The 16829-nt window shown below is 68.8% G+C and carries 14 protein-coding genes; 12 read left to right on the top strand and 2 right to left on the bottom strand.

Annotation, left to right across the window (positions count from 1 at the left end; translation table 11 throughout):
- Positions 1-55 precede the first annotated feature (55 nt).
- The 7 genes from rpsR (at position 56) to AMO33_RS20785 (ending at position 9580) form a co-directional block, all read left to right on the top strand.
- Positions 56-307, top strand: coding sequence for a 30S ribosomal protein S18 (gene rpsR, locus AMO33_RS20815; protein WP_011212108.1), 252 nt, complete (start codon positions 56-58; stop codon positions 305-307).
- Between the two features lie 17 nt (positions 308-324).
- Positions 325-783: a 50S ribosomal protein L9 gene (gene rplI / locus AMO33_RS20810; RefSeq protein WP_060593962.1), complete on the top strand. Its 459-nt coding sequence runs from the start codon at positions 325-327 to the stop codon at positions 781-783.
- A 640-nt stretch (positions 784-1423) separates the two neighbouring features.
- Positions 1424-4081: a replicative DNA helicase gene (locus AMO33_RS20805; protein WP_060593961.1), complete on the top strand. Its 2658-nt coding sequence runs from the start codon at positions 1424-1426 to the stop codon at positions 4079-4081.
- 167 nt (positions 4082-4248) lie between these two features.
- Complete coding sequence (locus AMO33_RS20800) at positions 4249-5946, top strand: cutinase family protein (RefSeq protein ID WP_060593960.1); 1698 nt, start codon at positions 4249-4251, stop codon at positions 5944-5946.
- 134 nt (positions 5947-6080) lie between these two features.
- Complete coding sequence (locus tag AMO33_RS20795; protein WP_060593959.1) at positions 6081-6692, top strand: class I SAM-dependent methyltransferase; 612 nt, start codon at positions 6081-6083, stop codon at positions 6690-6692.
- Positions 6693-6860: 168 nt separating this feature from the next.
- Positions 6861-8210 carry a WS/DGAT/MGAT family O-acyltransferase gene (locus AMO33_RS20790; protein ID WP_060593958.1) on the top strand — a complete coding sequence of 450 codons (1350 nt, stop codon included), beginning with the start codon at positions 6861-6863 and terminating at the stop codon, positions 8208-8210.
- 251 nt (positions 8211-8461) lie between these two features.
- Positions 8462-9580: an NAD(P)H-dependent flavin oxidoreductase gene (locus AMO33_RS20785; RefSeq protein WP_011212114.1), complete on the top strand. Its 1119-nt coding sequence runs from the start codon at positions 8462-8464 to the stop codon at positions 9578-9580.
- Here AMO33_RS20785 and AMO33_RS20780 read toward each other — a convergent pair whose 3' ends face one another.
- Both AMO33_RS20780 and AMO33_RS20775 read right to left on the bottom strand, forming a co-directional pair.
- Positions 9581-10558, bottom strand: a complete 978-nt coding sequence (locus AMO33_RS20780; protein ID WP_011212115.1) for a DUF5996 family protein — start codon at positions 10556-10558, stop codon at positions 9581-9583.
- Between the two features lie 54 nt (positions 10559-10612).
- Positions 10613-11251 (bottom strand): DUF459 domain-containing protein, encoded by a 639-nt coding sequence (locus tag AMO33_RS20775; RefSeq protein WP_060593957.1) that lies wholly within the window; start codon positions 11249-11251, stop codon positions 10613-10615.
- A 238-nt stretch (positions 11252-11489) separates the two neighbouring features.
- Between AMO33_RS20775 and AMO33_RS20770 the strand changes: the two genes are divergently transcribed.
- The 5 genes from AMO33_RS20770 (at position 11490) to AMO33_RS20750 (ending at position 16468) form a co-directional block, all read left to right on the top strand.
- The gene (locus tag AMO33_RS20770) at positions 11490-13862 is read left to right on the top strand and encodes a lysylphosphatidylglycerol synthase transmembrane domain-containing protein (RefSeq protein ID WP_060593956.1); all 2373 of its coding nucleotides are present in this window, start codon (positions 11490-11492) and stop codon (positions 13860-13862) included.
- 427 nt (positions 13863-14289) lie between these two features.
- Positions 14290-14604 (top strand): WXG100 family type VII secretion target, encoded by a 315-nt coding sequence (locus tag AMO33_RS20765; RefSeq protein ID WP_060593955.1) that lies wholly within the window; start codon positions 14290-14292, stop codon positions 14602-14604.
- 4 nt (positions 14605-14608) lie between these two features.
- Positions 14609-14908 (top strand): WXG100 family type VII secretion target, encoded by a 300-nt coding sequence (locus AMO33_RS20760; RefSeq protein ID WP_011212120.1) that lies wholly within the window; start codon positions 14609-14611, stop codon positions 14906-14908.
- 1 nt (position 14909) lies between these two features.
- A complete protein-coding gene (locus AMO33_RS20755; RefSeq protein ID WP_011212121.1) occupies positions 14910-16157 on the top strand; it encodes a polymorphic toxin type 37 domain-containing protein in 1248 nt (415 codons plus the stop codon).
- The gene (locus tag AMO33_RS20750) at positions 16157-16468 is read left to right on the top strand and encodes a hypothetical protein (protein WP_011212122.1); all 312 of its coding nucleotides are present in this window, start codon (positions 16157-16159) and stop codon (positions 16466-16468) included. Before AMO33_RS20755 ends, AMO33_RS20750 begins: the two co-directional genes overlap by 1 nt.
- Positions 16469-16829 lie beyond the last annotated feature (361 nt).

Raw genomic sequence — 16829 nt, 5'->3', positions numbered from 1 at the left:
CTTCACAGGCCCGCGTCCGCGCGGGCCACATACCAGAAAACGAAGGTAGAAGACCATGCCTAAAGCGCCCGCGCGCGAAAAGGTGCTGAAGAAGAAGGCTTGCACGTTCTGCAAGGAGAGCAAGTCCGGCAACGTGTCCATCGACTACAAGGACACGACGCTGCTGCGCAAGTACGTCAGCGACCGGGGCAAGATCCGCGCCCGCCGCGTCACCGGCAACTGCGTGCAGCATCAGCGGGACATCGCTGTCGCCGTCAAGAACTCGCGTGAGGTGGCTCTGCTGCCCTACGTGTCGACGGCTCGCTGAGTAAGGGAGGCACGCAAATGAAGTTGATTCTGACTGCTGACGTGGACAACCTCGGTGCCCCCGGCGACACCGTGGAGGTCAAGGACGGCTACGGCCGCAACTACCTGCTGCCCCGCGGTCTGGCCATCGTCGCCAGCCGTGGCGCGCAGAAGCAGGTCGAGGGCATCCGCCGGGCGCAGGAAGCCCGCCGCGTGCGCGACCTCGACCACGCCAACGAGCTGAAGCAGGCCATCGAGGGCCTGTCCGCGGTCTCGCTGTCGGTCAAGACCGCGGGCACCGGCAAGCTGTTCGGCTCGGTCACCCAGTCCGATGTCGCCGCCGCGATCAAGGCCGCCGGTGGCCCGGTGATCGACAAGCGCAGCATCGAGCTGCCGAAGACGCACATCAAGTCGACCGGCAAGCACACCATCGCGGTGCACCTGCACCCGGATGTGACCGCGAAGTTCGACCTGCAGGTCGACGCCGCGGCCTCCTGAGCCGGGCGCGATTCTCTCCGCCGTCATCACCCCCGTGTCCGACACGGGGGTGATGACGGCTGCGCTCCGTACCTGTTGCGAGGAGTTTGCCCTGTTCTGCCGTCCACCCGGCGGGACAGGGGGACGAGATCAGCGCCGCTGATATGCCCTCGTCCGCGATGTCCTGTGGATCACCGGTGGACAGCCACGAAAACCGACCGCCTGTAATGTGATTCAGTTCATATCCTGCGCGCATGCTGTTTACCCAACACGCCCGGTTGTTCATCTCGGGCGACACGCCGCGACTTTGTCTATCCACACCTTTATAGATGCGGAAATCAGCATCTATCAGCGCAAATCACGGCGTTGACCTTGGTTTTCCCCAAGTTTTCCACAGGGGGTGCACACACCTGTGGTTAACACTCCCCAAGTTATCCACAGATTCGTGCACAGCTCGGTTTGGCGACGGCGGATTCGGTCGCCTAGTGTCCTCGCATTGTCCAGAACCGACCCGCGCCGGACGAGGTGGTCGCGAGGTTGCTGGACGGCCCGGGACGATCACCGCCGACCTGTCGGTGCCCGGGGGTAGAACACGAGTCATCCATACGGTGGAACCCGATCGTGGGGCCGAATCGTCGGGCAGAGAGGACGGTCGAAGCTGGTGACGACCACCGATGACCGCGGGCACACCGATTTCCCGCCCGAGCCTCCCGGTGAGGACTTCGGGCGCCAGCCACCGCACGACATGGCGGCCGAGCAGTCCGTCCTGGGCGGCATGCTGCTCAGCAAGGACGCCATCGCCGACGTCGTCGAGGTGATCCGGCCCGGCGACTTCTATCGCCCCGCGCACCAGGCCATCTACGACACCATCCTCGACCTGTACGGTCGCGGCGAGCCCGCCGACCCGGTCACCGTCGCCGCGGGCCTGGACCGCCGCGGTGAACTCAAGCGCATCGGCGGCGCCCCCTACCTGGTCACCCTGACCCAGACCGTGCCGACCGCCGCCAACGCCGGCTACTACGCCGAGATCGTGGCCGAGAAGGCCATCCTGCGCCGCCTCGTGGAAGCGGGCACCCGCATCGTCCAGTACGGCTACGCGGGGGCCGACGGCCAGGACATCGCCGAGGTCGTCGACCGCGCCCAGGCCGAGGTCTACGAGGTCACCGAACGCCGCACCACCGAGGACTTCCTCCCCCTCGAAGAACTCCTGCAACCGACGATGGACGAGATCGACTCCATCGCCTCCCGCGGCGGCATCTCCCTCGGCGTCCCCACCGGCTTCTCCGAGCTCGACGAACTCACCAACGGCCTGCACCCCGGCCAGATGATCATCGTCGCCGCCCGCCCCGGCGTGGGAAAGTCCACGCTCGGGATGGATTTCATGCGGAGTTGCTCGATCAAGCACGGGCTGGCGAGCGTCATCTTCTCGCTGGAGATGAGCCGGACCGAGATCGTGATGCGGCTGCTGTCGGCCGAGGCGAAGATCAAGCTGGCCGACATGCGGTCGGGGCGGATGAGCGACGACGACTGGACGAAGCTGGCGCGGCGGATGAGCGAGATCTCCGAGGCGCCGCTGTTCGTGGACGACTCGCCGAACCTCACCATGATGGAGATCCGCGCCAAGGCCCGCAGGCTCAAGCAGCGCCACGACCTCAAACTCGTTGTCGTGGACTACCTTCAGCTGATGACCTCGGGCAAGAAGGTCGAATCCCGCCAGCAGGAGGTCTCCGACTTCTCCCGAAACCTCAAACTGCTCGCCAAGGAACTCGAAGTCCCGGTCGTGGCCATCAGCCAGCTCAACCGCGGCCCGGAGCAACGCACCGACAAGCGCCCGATGGTCTCCGACCTCCGCGAGTCCGGCTGCCTGCCCGCCTCGACCCGCATCCTGCGCGCCGACACGGGTGCCGAGAGCACGCTGGGCGAGTTGCTCGCCAGCGGTGAGCAACCGCTGGTGTGGTCTCTCGACGAGCGGATGCGCATGGTGGCACGCCCGATGGTCAAGGTCTTCCCGAGTGGCCGCAAGGAAGTCTTCCGGCTACGGCTGGCCTCCGGGCGCGAGGTGGAAGCGACCGGCAATCACCCGTTCCTGACAGTTGACGGCTGGATTCCGCTGGACAGACTGACCGTCGGTGACCGTCTCGCCACGCCGCGCTCGGTCCCCGAGCCCGTGCACACCGAGCGCATGGCCGATGCCGAGGTCGTGCTGCTCGCGCACATGATCGGTGACGGTTCCTGCGTGCGGCGACAGCCGGTCCGGTACGCGAGCATCGACGAGCAGAACCTGGCCGCAGTGTCGGAAGCCGCCGAACACTTCGGCGTGACGGCCGTACGCGACGACTACGCGGCGGCCCGGGTCACGACCCTTCGGTTGCCCGCGCCGTATCGCCTCAGCCGCGGCAAGCGCAACCCGATCGCGGCCTGGCTCGACGAGCTCGGCCTGTTCGGGCTGCGCAGTCACGAGAAGTTCATCCCGCGCCGTGTGTTCGCGCTGCCCAACGACCAGGTCGCCTTGTTCCTGCGGCACCTGTGGGCCACCGACGGTTCGGTGCGGTGGGACAGCACCTACCGCCAGGCCCGCGTCTACTACACCTCGACCAGTCGGCGCCTGATCGATGACGTCGCCCAGTTGCTGCTACGCCTCGGTGTTCACGGCCGCATCCGCCGCGTGACCAAGCCGGGTTACCGCGACGCCTGGCACCTCACCATCGACGGCGCCGACAACCAGACGGTGTTCCTTCGCGATGTGGGAGTGCACGGCGCCCGGGGCGACGCGGCACAGGTCGCGCTGGCGGAGCTGGAACCGCTTGTCCGCAACACCAATGTCGACACGGTGCCGAAAGAGGTGTGGAACCAGGTTCGACACCTCCTCGCCACCAAGAACATCACGCACCGCGAGTTCTCCGCCGCGATGGGATCGCGCTTCTGCGGGTCCACCATGTGGAAGCGCTCGCCGAGCCGCTCCCGCCTGGCCCGGGTCGCCGCGGTCCTCGACGACGCCGACATCGAGATGTACGCGACCAACGACGTCTTCTGGGACAAGATCGTCGAGATCACCTCGCTCGGCGAACAGGATGTCTACGACGGCACCGTGCCCGGCACCCACAACTTCGTGGCCCAGAGCATCTCGGTCCACAACAGCCTCGAGCAGGATGCGGACATGGTGATCCTGTTGCACCGGCCCGACGCGTTCGAGCGGGACGATCCGCGCGGCGGCGAGGCGGACCTCATCGTGGGCAAGCACCGGAACGGGCCGACCGCCACCATCACCGTCGCCCACCAGCTGCACCTGAGCCGGTTCGTGGACATGGCGCGGGGGTAGTGGGGCGGTAGGGAACGCCTGCGGCCACTGGGGCGTTGCGCGACCGAATCGTGATGCCGGTTGCCCGGTAGTAACGATCTTGTTCTCGGTTCCGACGTGCTAGGTGACATACGGCCCGTCGGGGGGCCTGTCCGTCCGCTCGTGGGAAATGGATTGGGGACCGGGACATGGCTCTTCGCGAGTTCTTCGTTCGGCATCGGATCGCGCCTGCTGTCGTGGCGCCCGCGGTACTCGGCCTGGCGGCCGTGGTGGCCGCGTCGTGGGCGCTGACATCACCGTCGAGCACCGTCGACACCGAGCTCAAGGCGTCGGTGACGGAGTGTCACGACATGGTGTCGATCTCGGTGGCGGGGCGCAACGACACCCCGCGCGAGGGCTCGACGCTGATGCTCGTCGACGCCAACGGCAACCCGTTGCCGGCCGCGCTCTCCGGCGATCACAACAGCGAGTGGCTGAACCCGGTGGTGAACGCGCCCGCCGACGACGTCGATCCCGGCTCCTACGCGGCTGTCTATATCGCCTACCCGGCGAACATGGCCACCTACGAGGACGCGGTGAACGCGGGCGTGGCGAACACCCAGCAGGTGATGCGGGAGATCGCGCAGGCCTGCCCGGACACCCGCTTCGCGATCGTCGGCTACAGCGAGGGCGCCGATGTGGTGCGTCGCGTGGCGATGGGCATCGGTCACGACGAGGCGGGCGCCGACGGTACCTACGCGGTGGTCGATCCGACGCAGGTCGTCGGCGTGGTGATCCTGGCCGACGCGGGCCGCTCGGCCGGCGACGGACCGTTCCCCGGCGCCGAGGACCCGTTCGCCAACCCGGACGGTTTCGATCAGCAGTACCAGAACGGCAACACACCCGTGCCCGGCCAGGGGGCGCTGCCCGGCACCAGCGGCGACTTCGGCGCGCTGAACGGCAAGATCGCTTCGTTCTGCTCCGACGGTGACCTGACCTGTGCTGCGCCGCAGAACATTTCGCTGCTACAGCTGGTGGTGAACGTGGGCAGGCAGCTGGACGTGGACCGGCTCGAACGCGAGGGTCTCACCCCGGCGACCGGTGGTGATGTCGCCGCGGTGCTCGGGCAGATCGCGATGGCCGCCTTCGCCGACATCGCCGCGCAGCCGAACTGGATGGCCAGCGACGAGACCTTCCTCGAGGTGCTGCTGCGCGTGTCGGATCCGGAGTACAAGCCGGGCGAGACGCCGCGGGAGCCCGCGCGGGCGGATGCGATCGCGGCCGAGGAGATGTCGCCGCTGGCGTATCTGCCGCAGAAGCTGTTCAACGAGGTGATCGGGCTGCTGGTGACCAACCAGAACACGATCCCGGTGATCCTGAGCGACCCCTACAACCTCACCCTCGGCCCCAACCACTCCGGCCACCACTTCGACTACTGGGACGACGCCGACCCCTCCGCCGGCAAGCCGCTGACCTCCGCGGAATACGCCGCGGCGTGGCTCACCCACCTGGCCAAGCAGGCGCAGGCCGGGGTGCCGCTGAACACGACCACCAAGCCCGCGCCCGCCGAACTGGCCGCCGCGTACGAGGAGGTCGAGGCCACCGTCGCGGCGACGACCACCGGAGCACCGAGCACTGCCGCCCCGAGCACCACCGCCCCGAGCACGACTGTGCCAACCACCGCAGCGCCGACCACCACCGTCGCACCGACGACGACCGGCGCGGCCCCGACCACGACGGGCAACTCGACGGCACCGACGACGAACGCCCCGGCCACGACCGCCGACCCGAAGACCGCCGCGCCGACGACCACCGCGGCACCGGTGCCGACCACCGACGCCGCGGCGACCCAGCCGTCGGTCCCGGTAGCGCCGACGACCACCACCCCGGCACCCAGCGGCCGGTAGCGGACACGGGCGGCCAGGCCGCCTCGCCAACCCGCCACGACACCGGTCACGCGACGCGATGGGGAGATCAGCCCGCGTCCATCTCGCGGCGACCGCTCCGAGCGGTCGGTGGCTCGCCCCGGCATGATGGCGGGATGGACACCGCCGCCGCCTACGACGCCGTCGCCGAGCTCTACACCGACATGGCCCGGGACGTGCTCGCCGCCAACCCCTTCGAGCGTTCCGCGCTGGCGGTCTTCGCGGAGTTGGTGGGCGACGGGCCGGTCGCCGATCTCGGCTGTGGGCCGGGTCGGCTCACCGGATACCTGGCCGACGCCGGGCTGGACGTCTTCGGTATCGACCTGTCCCCGCGCATGATCGAGATCGCGCGCGCGGAGTATCCGGCGTTGCGTTTCGAGGTCGGTTCGCTCGAGCGGGTCGATCTCCCCGCGGACGCGCTGGCCGGCCTGCTGGCCTGGTATTCGCTGATCCACCTGCCGCCGGAGCGGGTGCCCGCCGTGTTGGACGAGTTCTTCCGGGTACTCCGCCCGGGTGGGCACGCGCTGCTGGGGTTCCAGGCGGTGGACGGCGAGGCCGATCCGGTTCCGTACGAACACAAGGTGATTCGGGCGTTCCGGTGGCCGCCGGAGCGGCTGGGCGCGGTGGCTCGGGCGGCCGGTTTCACCGTGGTCGCCCGGATGTTGCGCGCGCCGCTGCCCGATGAGCGTGGCGATCAGGGGTATCTGCTGGTGAAGAAGGAGATCTGAGCCACCGATCGGCTGCCGTGGCGGCCGGCGGACGGTACCTTGGTGCCATCGTGCAGGGGGCTTCATGCCGCACGTGCCCAATTCGACAGCGTGGTCGACCGTCCATGTCCGTCACGGGCTCGTGTGGTTCGCGAGCCCGGCACCGTCGTCAGGGGGCGACCTTCACCGATGGATCTCATCGCACCGATCGATGCCGTTTTCCTGCTGGCCGAATCCCGCGAGCAACCGATGCACGTGGGATCACTGCAATTGTTCGAACCGCCGGAGGGGGCGGGACCGGATTTCGCGGCACAGACGCACGCCGCACTGCTCTCGTCGGGGGAGCTGCATCCCACCTTCCGCAAGCACCCGGCGAACCTGCTGGGGGCGCCGAGCCTGCTGAACTGGACGCGTGCGGCCGAGGTGGATCTGGCGTACCACGTGCGACGCGTGGCCCTGCCGACGCCGGGCAGCCACGACCAGTTGCTCGACCTGGTCGCCGCGCTGCACGGCGCGTTGCTGGACCGGCACCGACCGCTGTGGGAGCTGCACCTGATCGAGGGGTTGCGGGACGGGCGGATCGCGCTGTATTCGAAGATGCACCACGCGCTGATCGACGGAGTGTCGGCCCAGCGGCTGATCCGGCGCACCCTGACCGAGGATCCGGCCGCGCCGCCGCGGGTGCCGTGGAATCTGCCGCGCTCGCCTCGGTCGAAGCCGGCGCGGCCGGGCGGAGTGCTCGGCGCGGCTCGGCAGTTGACCGCGGCGGCCGGTTCGGTGCCCGCGGTGGCGCGGGCGGCGGGCACGGCCTTGCTGCGCCAGCAGTCGACGCTGCCGTTCGAGGCGCCCCGCACGCTGTTCAACGTGCCGATCGGCGGGGCGCGGCGGGCGGTGGTGCGGTCGTGGCCGATGGAGCGGCTGAACCAGGTGCGCAAGGCGACCGGGACGACCCTCAACGACGTGGTGCTGGCGATGTCGGCGGGGGCGCTGCGCGCGTATCTGCTCGACCGTGCGGCGCTGCCGGATCGGCCGCTGGTGGCGATGGTGCCGCTGTCGCTGCGCGATCAGGACGACGACGAGCCGGACGGGGTGAAGGTGGGTGCGCTGCTGGCGAACCTGGGCACCGACGTGGCCGATCCGGTGCAGCGGCTGCGGGTGGTCGCGGAGTCGATGCGGCGCAGCAAGGAGGTGTATCGCTCGTTGACGCCGGTGCAGTCGATGGCGTTGTCGGCGCTGATGATCAGCCCGATCGCGATCAATCTGCTGCCCGCGCTGATCCCGTTCACCACGCCGCCGTTCAACATCGTCATCTCCAATGTGCCGGGGCCGCGGGAGCCGATGTTCTGGAACGGTGCGCGGCTGGATGCCAGCTACCCGCTGTCGATCCCGCTCGACGGCCAGGCGGTGAACATCACCCTCACCTCCAACGCCGGGAATCTGGACTTCGGGTTGGTGGGTTGCCGTCGGGCCGTGCCCGATCTGCACCGGTTGCTCGATCATCTGGAAGACGCCTTGGCGGCGCTGGAGGAGGCGGTCTGACGCGGGGCGGAAAATTGGGTATCCCGCTACAAAACTAGAACGTGTTACTGTCATTGCATGGTGCACCCTCCGGTCGGTCGCCGCACCACCGCGTCATGGCGATACTCGCGGTATGCGGCAGTTTCGACCGGGCCGGGTGTCATCGAGCCGCGCTCGACTAGAACACGAGACGGCGTCTATGTAACCCGTTCTAGAGCGTTCGCCGCCCGCGTTCCGCAGGCCGCGGCGCAGGTAAGGGAGACCAGCACCCGATGCGTACCGAAATCTGCGACCGGCTGGGGATCGAGTTCCCCATCTTCGCCTTCACCCATTGCCGCGACGTCGCGGCCGCGGTCAGCAATGCCGGTGGCCTCGGCGTGCTCGGCGCGGTCGGCTTCACCGCCGAACAGCTCGAGGTGGAGCTGGCCTGGCTCGACGAGCACGTCCACGGCGTCTACGGCGTCGACCTGGTGATTCCCTCGAAGTACGAGGGCAAGGGGATCGAGGGCCTGAGCCCGGAGGAACTCGAGGCCAAGCTGGCCGAGATGGTGCCGCAGGGCCACCGCGAGTTCGCCGAGAAGATCCTGGCCGATCACGGCGTGCCGCCGCTGCCCGAGGGCGAGCACCCGAACCAGCTGCTCGGCTGGACCGCGACCACCGCGGGCCCGCAGGTCGAGGTGATTTTGAAGCACCCCAAGGCCAAGCTGGTGGCCAACGCGCTCGGCACCCCGCCCGAGGACGTGGTGCAGCAGATCAAGGACTCCGGCCGGTTGATCGGCGCGCTGTGCGGGTCGGTCAAGCACGCGCTCAAGCACAAGGAAGCCGGGCTGGACTTCGTGGTCTGCCAGGGCACCGAGGGCGGCGGCCACTGCGGCGAGGTCTCCTCGATGGTGCTGTGGCCGCAGGTCATCGACGCGGTCGGGGACCTGCCGGTGCTCGCGGCGGGCGGTATCGGCGACGGCCGCCAGATCGCGGCGGCGATGGCGATGGGCGCGGCGGGCGCGTGGACCGGCTCGATCTGGCTGACGGTCGAGGAGGCCAATGTGCCGCCCGCCCAGATGCAGTCGCTGATCGACGCCTCCAGCCACGACACCGTCCGCTCGCGGGCCTGGACCGGTAAGCCCGCGCGGATGCTGCGCAACGACTGGACCGAGGCGTGGGAACGCGCCGACACCCCCGACCCGCTGCCGATGCCGCTGCAGATGATGGTCGCGATCGAGGGCGTCAAGCGCGGCCACCGCTACCCGGAGGCGGCCAAGGACGTCAACTTCAACCCGGTCGGCCAGGTGGTCGGCATGATGAAGAAGGTCGAGCGGTCCGCGGACGTGATGGAGCGGCTGGTCAACCAGTACGTGGAGGCGTGCGAGCGGCTGAACAAGCTCAACAGCTGATCAGTCCGGCCATTCCGGCCAACGGCCCGCGCGTTTCTCGAGCACCGGATCGGTGATGCCGCCCCAGCAGGCCAGCGCCGCGGCATCCCATCCGGCCAGCTCGGAGCCCTGCCGGTAGACGGTCTGGAAGAACTCCAGCGCGGCGCCGACGGGGTCCTCGGTGTCGCGGGCGGCGTCGTAGGCGTAGTAGGCGGAATGGCCGGACCCGGATGCCACCCACCGGGCGCCCGCGGGCCGCAGCGGGCGGTCGCTGAGCCCGTCGGGTTCGGGTGCCACATAGGAGTAGAAGGTGGGCTCGGGCACCTTCTCGTCGCCGAACCAGAAGCCGGCGCTGATCACCTCCCGCGAGTACGCCTCACGGGTGACCGGGTCGACGCTGGCCGGCATGTCCACCCGCCGCGGCGAGAACCGCTGCACGGCCAGGTCGAAGGTGTGCCAGAACAGCTGGACCGGGCTGATCTTGCCGGAGTAGGTGGCGCTGAACTCCTCGAGGATGCGCCCGACCCGGCTCTGCACCTGGAAGGCCAGGCGCACCGCGTCCGGGTCGTAGTCGGCGTGTTCGGTGTCCTCCTCGAACGGGCGGTCGGCGTCGGGCAGGTCGAACGGGTGCGGGTTGCGCATCACCAGGTCGATGCCGAGGTCGCCCAGGGCGCCGAGCACGTCGGTGTAGAAGGCCGCCACCGATTTGCCGGGCAGATCGAATTCGACCTGGACGCCCTCGTCGGTGGCGATGCGCAGGACATGGTCGAAGAAGTCGAAGGCGCAGGTGAACACCGGCCCGGTGCGGGCGTCACCGAGCGGGACGGTGGTCCAGCCGCGGGCGGTGAGCCGGAAGGTCATGTGCCACCAGTGATTGCGGCGGATGCCCTTGGCGAGGGCGACCTTGCCGACGACCTGGGAGAAGCGGTGCAGCGTCTCCTTGGTGGGGAGCCAGGAGTCCAGAGGGATCGCGGGCAGCGGTTCTGCTGACTCGGTCATAGGGCCACGGTACGGGCGATGCTCGTCGGTGTGCCGGTGACTTGCCGAAGATCGTCACCTCGGCACGTGGCGGCCCGCCGCGGCGCCGTCGGCGAAGCCGTCCAGCCAGGCGCCCCAGGTGGGCTCGACGAGCGCGGCGAGTTCGGTGTACCCCGCGGCGCCGGGGTGTGCGCCGTCGCCCGCGCGGACCTCGCGCATCCACACCTCGTTCGACCGCAGCGCGTGGTGGACGGGCAGGAAGGAGACGCCGGCGGCGGCACAGACGGTGGCGAAGGACTGTTCCAGCGCGGCGGAACGCTCGTTGTGCGCGTCGTCGTCGACCGGGGGTGGGCCGACCACGAGCGCCCGCCAGCCGCGCGCGTGCACCGCGGCGAGCAGCTCCCGCATCGCCGCCGTCGCGGTCGGCACCGCGACGCGGACGGTGCCGTTCTCCCGGGTGCCGTCGTTGACGCCGCAGCTGAGCACCACTCCCGCGGCGACGTCCGCGGGCAGTCGTGGCCCGCATTCGGCGATCAGCCGGGCGGCGATCATCGGCGTGGTCTCGCGCCGCACGCCCAGGTTGTAGGCGGTGAGGGGCACGCCCGCCCGGATGGCCGTCGCGGTGAGGCGCCCCGCCCAGCCGAGGGCGTGCGGGTCACCGACTCCCGCGACGAAGGAGTCGCCGGCGAAACAGACGCGGACATCGTCGAGCATGCGCTCGATCGTGGCAGGTCGCCGGTCACCGGCCGGACGCCGGGCGGTACCGGGGTGGGCTCCCCCCGGGCGCCGGGTTTCTGGCAGGGTGATGATCGGCCGTGAGCGGCACCGCGCGCCGGCGAGCCCGCTGCGGCGTGTTGGTGCCCGGCGGTCGCGGCGACCTGCTGCATACTCACGGAGCGTGCGCTGAGGGTGGCCGAGCCAGCGCGAATCGATCCGAAAGTGCCGATACGACATGCGAGTCGACGGGCGGGAGATCCCGGTCACCGGGAGCCTGCTACAGCCGCTGACCCGGCGGACGACCGACATCGTCCGAGTCATGCTCGCGGCACTGTGGCTGGCGGTGGTGATCGCGGCCTCGGTGATCACCCGGCCGGAATGGCTGGCGCTGGAGCGCTCGGTCTCCGACATCGTCGGCTTCCTCACCCCCGATCAGTCCAACCTGGTCTACCTGCTCTACGGCGTGGCGATCCTGATCCTGCCGTTCGCGATCCTCATCGAGCTCGTCATCGGCAGGCAGTGGAAACTGCTGGCCGGCTACGCCGCCGCCGGTCTGGTGGCCGGGCTGCTGCTGTCCATCACCGGCACCGGCCTGTCGGCACCGCAGTGGCATCTGCAGGTGCCCGACCGGCTCGACACCTTCCTCTCGCAGTTCCTCGACGATCCGCGCTGGATCGCCATGCTGGCCGCGGTGCTCACCGTGTCGAGCCCGTGGCTGCCGACCCGGCCGCGCCGGTGGTGGTGGTTCCTGCTGCTGGCCTTCGCTCCCATCCACCTGGTGGTGAGCACCGTCGTTCCGGCGCGGGCGATGTTCGGCCTGGCCGTCGGCTGGCTGGTGGGCGCGCTGATCGTGTGGGTGGTCGGCACGCCCGCGCTGGAGGTGCCGCTCGAGGCCGCGGTACGGGTCCTGCGGCGCGAAGGCCACCGGGTCACCGGGTTCACCGTGCGCAGGCCCGCCGGGTCGGGCCCGTTGGTGCTGGCCGCGGCCGTGGACGGGCCGGAACGCGAACTCACCGTCGAGTTGTACGGCAAGAACCAGCGCAGTCACGGCGCGCTGCGGATGCTGTGGCGCTGGCTCACCTTCCGCAGCAGTGAGACCGCCGCCATGCACGGCTCGATGCACCGGGCCGTCGAGCACCGCGCGCTGATGGCCATCGCGGTGGGCGATCTCGGGCTGGCGGGTCAGCGCGTGGTGTCGGTGGCGGCGCTGGACCGCGGCTGGGTGCTCTACGCGCACACCGTCGCCGCGGGACAGCCGTTGGACACCGCCCTGGCCGAGATGTTGCCGACGGTGTGGCAGGCGCTGGACGCGCTGCACACCGGCCGTGTCGCGCACGGCGACCTGCGCCCCGACGACGTGCGCGTCGACGGCGACAAGGTGCTGTTCACCGGATTCGGCAACGCCGAGTTCGGCGCCACCGACACCCAGTTGCAGACCGATATCGCGCAACTGCTGGTCACCACGACCGCGATCCACGGCAAGGAGGCCGCCGTCGCCGCGGCCATCGCCACCCTCGGCGAGCAGACCGTGCTGACCGCGACCCGCAGGCTGACGAAATCGGCGATGCCTTCCGGAATCCGGGTGGCGCTGCCGGAATGGGGCAAGCGGGTGTCCGAGGCGCGCGAGGAGGTGCGCAAGCAGACCGGGCAGGACCGCATCGAGGCCGACCAGATCACCCGCTTCTCGCGCAACCAGATCATCCAGCTGGTGCTGCTCATCGGCCTGGTCTACGTGGCCTACCCGTTCATCAGCGCGGTGCCGACGTTCTTCACCCAGTTGCGCACGGCGAACTGGTGGTGGGCGCTGCTCGGCCTGGCGGTGTCCTCGCTGACCTATGTCGGCGCCGCGGCCGCGCTGTGGGCGTGCGCGTCGGGCCTGGTCCGGATGCGCGATCTGGTCATCATGCAGATCGCCAACACCTTCGCCGCCACCACCACCCCGGCCCGGGTGGGCGGGCTCGCGCTGAGCGTGCGGTTCCTGCAGAAGGGCGGGCTCGGTGCGGTGCGGGCCACCGCGGCGGTGGCACTGCAACAGGCGGTGCAGGTGATCACCCATGTGAGCCTGCTCGTGCTGTTCAGCATCGTGGCGGGCACCTCGGCGGACCTGTCGCACTTCGTGCCGGACCCCACCATCATCTACCTCGCGGCGGGCGTCGGTGTCGGCATCATCGGCACCTTCATGTTCGTGCCGAAGCTGCGCCGCTGGCTCAACAATTCGGTGCGGCCCCAATTACAGGAAGTCCTCGGCGAACTCGGCCAGCTGGCGCGCGATCCGAAACGCTTCGCCACCATCGTCGGCGGCTGCGCGGCGATCACGCTCGGCATGGCGGGGGCGCTGTGGGCCAGCGTCGAAGCGTTCGGCGGCGGAACGACATTCGTCACCGTCACCATCGTGACCATGATCGGCGGCACCCTGGCCTCGGCGGCGCCGACCCCCGGCGGTGTCGGCGCGGTCGAGGCGGCGCTCATCGGCGGCCTGGCCGCCTTCGGCCTGCCCGCCGACATCGCCGTGCCCGCCGTGCTGCTCTACCGGGTGCTGACCTGCTGGCTGCCCGTCTTCTGCGGCTGGCTGACGATGCGGTGGATGACCGCGAAGGACATGATCTAGCCTCGATGTGATCCACCACGCTCATCCAGAGAACTTCCATGTACGGCGGGAACTGCCTGAAACCGGCGGTAACGTAGCCTATTGTCCCGTCAGAGACACTCCACCATCGGTTCGCCGAGCAGATCCGCCACGCCGTCCGACCGGCCATCGGCTCACCTGCGGCACTGGCTTCGTCGGCCAGGAATCGGTACCGAACTCCGGGCCGTCACGGTGCGCGTCGAACAGGGCATTCGCCCGGTATGCCTCGACGCGTTCCGCGGCGGTGACCGGGCCGGCCAGCCATTGCGGCGCCCCCTTGGAGGGGCCCTCGTCACCGGTGGTGCAATGGGACGGCTTCGGTGCTGCGTCAGCGGCGCCAGTTCGATCAGGCCCAGACCTGATGAGCGCCGCGAAGGGCGGGTAGGGTCTGGGGGTGGGGAGGAGAGACATGGCGACAGACGACCAACCGCTGAACGTCGTTCCCGACGCGGTGACGGCGGTCGGCAGGCGTGCCTATGACATTGCGCAACAGCTGAAATCGGGATCGATAGCGTTGGACCGTGAGGTTCAGGCGTTGTTCGACACCTGGAAGGGGAGCGCTGCAGACGCCTATCGCGAGGGGTGGGATGACATGCAGGACGGCGCGATGAAGGCATGGGATGCGCTCACCGACCTGGCCTCGAGGCTCGGCGTCAGTGCGTCGACGCTGCGGGATCAGGACACCTCCAACGCGGCGCCGATCAGCTCGCTGCAGTTGGACTGACGACATGACCTCTGAATTCGCGTTCGATCTCGATCACATCGACCAGGTGACCGGCCGCGCCCGCGGCTTCAAAGAGTTCTTCGCCGACCATCTCGATGCACTGGACCGCACCGTCCAAGGCCTCATGCAGAGCGGGCAGTGGACAGGCGCGGCCGCGGCGGCCTACGCCGAGGAACATCGGGTCTGGGTGGCAGCGGCACGTGAGCTGCTCGACGGGCTGGCTCAGATGGAACAGGCAGGCCGTACGGCACACGAGTCCTATTCGGACGCGACGACAGTTAACCTGCGCATGACGGGGGGATGACGTGGCTGTTGTTGCGCCCCAGTCCTATTACACGGCCGCGGAGGAGTGCTACAAGCTGTCGAGGGAGTTTCAATCCGCGTACAACCCGCTGCAGACAGCGCTGCTCGAAACCAGCGGTATGGCCGGTAGTTGCCAGGCCGCGAAGGCATGGTCCGAGGCCTACGATGAGCGCGCGGGTGCTTTCACCACCGCAGCGACCAACTTCGCCAGGGCGCTGCAGCATTTCGGCGACATTCTGATCGCGTCGGGCTATAACTGGGAATGCTCCAACTACGCAGCAAACCGCGACCCGAACAAGGGGACCGGTCCTGCTTGTCCGCGCACTATTCCCTCCGAGTTGCCCTACGGCGCTGGCGTTGTCGTTGGTGTAGCGTCGTCGCGGGACAACGGTCCCGGACTAGAGACTGACTTTCCGGAGTTGTACGACAAGGTCGTCGCCAAGCTCGCGGGTGACAAAGTCCCCGACGGCGACACCGACAAGCTCGACCGGGTGGCCCAGGCGTGGAAATCCTTCGCCGACAACAACACGATCTTCGCCGCCGGAGCCCGGCTGCGAGTCGTTGCCGACGGACTCGGCAAGTTCGATGCACCCGACATCCCGAACCTGACCGGCCACCTCAGAACACTTGCGAAGAAGGCGGACGAGATCCAGCTGGTCGCCGACGATCTTGCGAAATCGACAACCAGCCACCACGCCGCTGTCGTCGCGGTTCGCGCAGACATCAATACTCAGGTGGCCGCCACGCTCGTCGTCGCCTCGGTCGTCATCGCCGTAACCGCCGTGTCTATCCGCAATCCGCGGGCGGCAACAGTGGAGGGCCCCGCGCTGGACACCGCCGCGACCGCCATTGCCGGCGCCATCGGGTCGTTCTTCACAGCACTGGCCGGGATAAAGTTCAGCGCCGCAGCACTCGCGGTCGGTGCACTCGCCACCATCTCCGGCCTGACCATTCTGTCCATCGCCGGGGATTCGGCATTCAACTCGAATTACAAGCCCCCGGCCAATGCCTACGATCCCAACGGGCCCAAGGCGCCAGGTCGTCCAGGTGACGCGGAAGGATTCGTGCCACCCAAAGGCGGTGACCGCTGGGTGCCCAATCCCAACGGTCGCGGCTTCGGCTGGGAGGATGCCGACGGAAATGTGTGGGTGCCTACCGGGCAGGGCGGTGCGGCACACGGCGGCCCGCATTGGGATGTGGAGTTCCCGAAGGGCGGCTACAAGAACGTCAGACCAGGAGGAGGAAGCTGATGGGCGACGGGTCGACGGTGGTACTGGAGGCGACCGACGTCTGGTACTACTCGCGTGGTGATGAGGCGGCGTTCTTCGCGTGGCTCGACAGGATCCCCGCGGTCCGCTCGTACGGTGGGCGACTCAGCACGTTGGAGATTGTCGTCGAGACCCCAGTAGACGACGACTCCCTGCGAGAACTCCTAGCCCTCTTCCACCGGTACCACATCGACCTGACCCAACTTCGCCAGCTCGACAACAGTCGAATCGGCGCCTGGTTCCGCGACCCGCAAAAATACTGGCACGAAGCTATTTTCGGCACGTCGAACTAGCGCGTGTGGAAATGTGCGGGTGCCGACCGGACCGCGCGGTATGTCCAATGGCGAACCGCCACTGGGACGCACAGGGCAAGGACGGTGAGGATTACTGACAACGTTTGCTCAGGAGGCAAACGATGATGAGCGACAACGGCATCCTGCATCGATACCCCGTCGACATGTCGCAGTTGCGGGTGTTCGACACGGAGCGGATCGGCGAATGGTCAGCGGAGGAGGGTAGCGCTGCGCGCCGCGTGGTGCGGCCGAATCGCGACCTACCCCGGACACGGCAACGGCGCGGGCGGATGAGATCTGCTCCGGTGGAGATCGTGTCCGCCCGCGCCGTCGGTCACCGATCCGTGCCCAGTTCACGGAC

Source organism: Nocardia farcinica, assembly GCF_001182745.1.
Taxonomy (GTDB): domain Bacteria; phylum Actinomycetota; class Actinomycetes; order Mycobacteriales; family Mycobacteriaceae; genus Nocardia; species Nocardia farcinica.
The sequence above is the reverse complement of the archived record's forward strand: the minus strand, read 5'-3'. Positions and strand labels throughout refer to the sequence as shown.

Coding starts and splice junctions, on each gene's coding strand:
- rpsR (WP_011212108.1), top strand. CDS start 56: ATGCCTAAAGCGCCCGCGCGCGAAAAGGTGCTGAAGAAGAAGGCTTGC.
- rplI (WP_060593962.1), top strand. CDS start 325: ATGAAGTTGATTCTGACTGCTGACGTGGACAACCTCGGTGCCCCCGGC.
- AMO33_RS20800 (WP_060593960.1), top strand. CDS start 4,249: ATGGCTCTTCGCGAGTTCTTCGTTCGGCATCGGATCGCGCCTGCTGTC.
- AMO33_RS20795 (WP_060593959.1), top strand. CDS start 6,081: ATGGACACCGCCGCCGCCTACGACGCCGTCGCCGAGCTCTACACCGAC.
- AMO33_RS20790 (WP_060593958.1), top strand. CDS start 6,861: ATGGATCTCATCGCACCGATCGATGCCGTTTTCCTGCTGGCCGAATCC.
- AMO33_RS20785 (WP_011212114.1), top strand. CDS start 8,462: ATGCGTACCGAAATCTGCGACCGGCTGGGGATCGAGTTCCCCATCTTC.
- AMO33_RS20780 (WP_011212115.1), bottom strand. CDS start 10,558: ATGACCGAGTCAGCAGAACCGCTGCCCGCGATCCCTCTGGACTCCTGG.
- AMO33_RS20775 (WP_060593957.1), bottom strand. CDS start 11,251: ATGCTCGACGATGTCCGCGTCTGTTTCGCCGGCGACTCCTTCGTCGCG.
- AMO33_RS20770 (WP_060593956.1), top strand. CDS start 11,490: ATGCGAGTCGACGGGCGGGAGATCCCGGTCACCGGGAGCCTGCTACAG.
- AMO33_RS20765 (WP_060593955.1), top strand. CDS start 14,290: ATGGCGACAGACGACCAACCGCTGAACGTCGTTCCCGACGCGGTGACG.
- AMO33_RS20760 (WP_011212120.1), top strand. CDS start 14,609: ATGACCTCTGAATTCGCGTTCGATCTCGATCACATCGACCAGGTGACC.
- AMO33_RS20750 (WP_011212122.1), top strand. CDS start 16,157: ATGGGCGACGGGTCGACGGTGGTACTGGAGGCGACCGACGTCTGGTAC.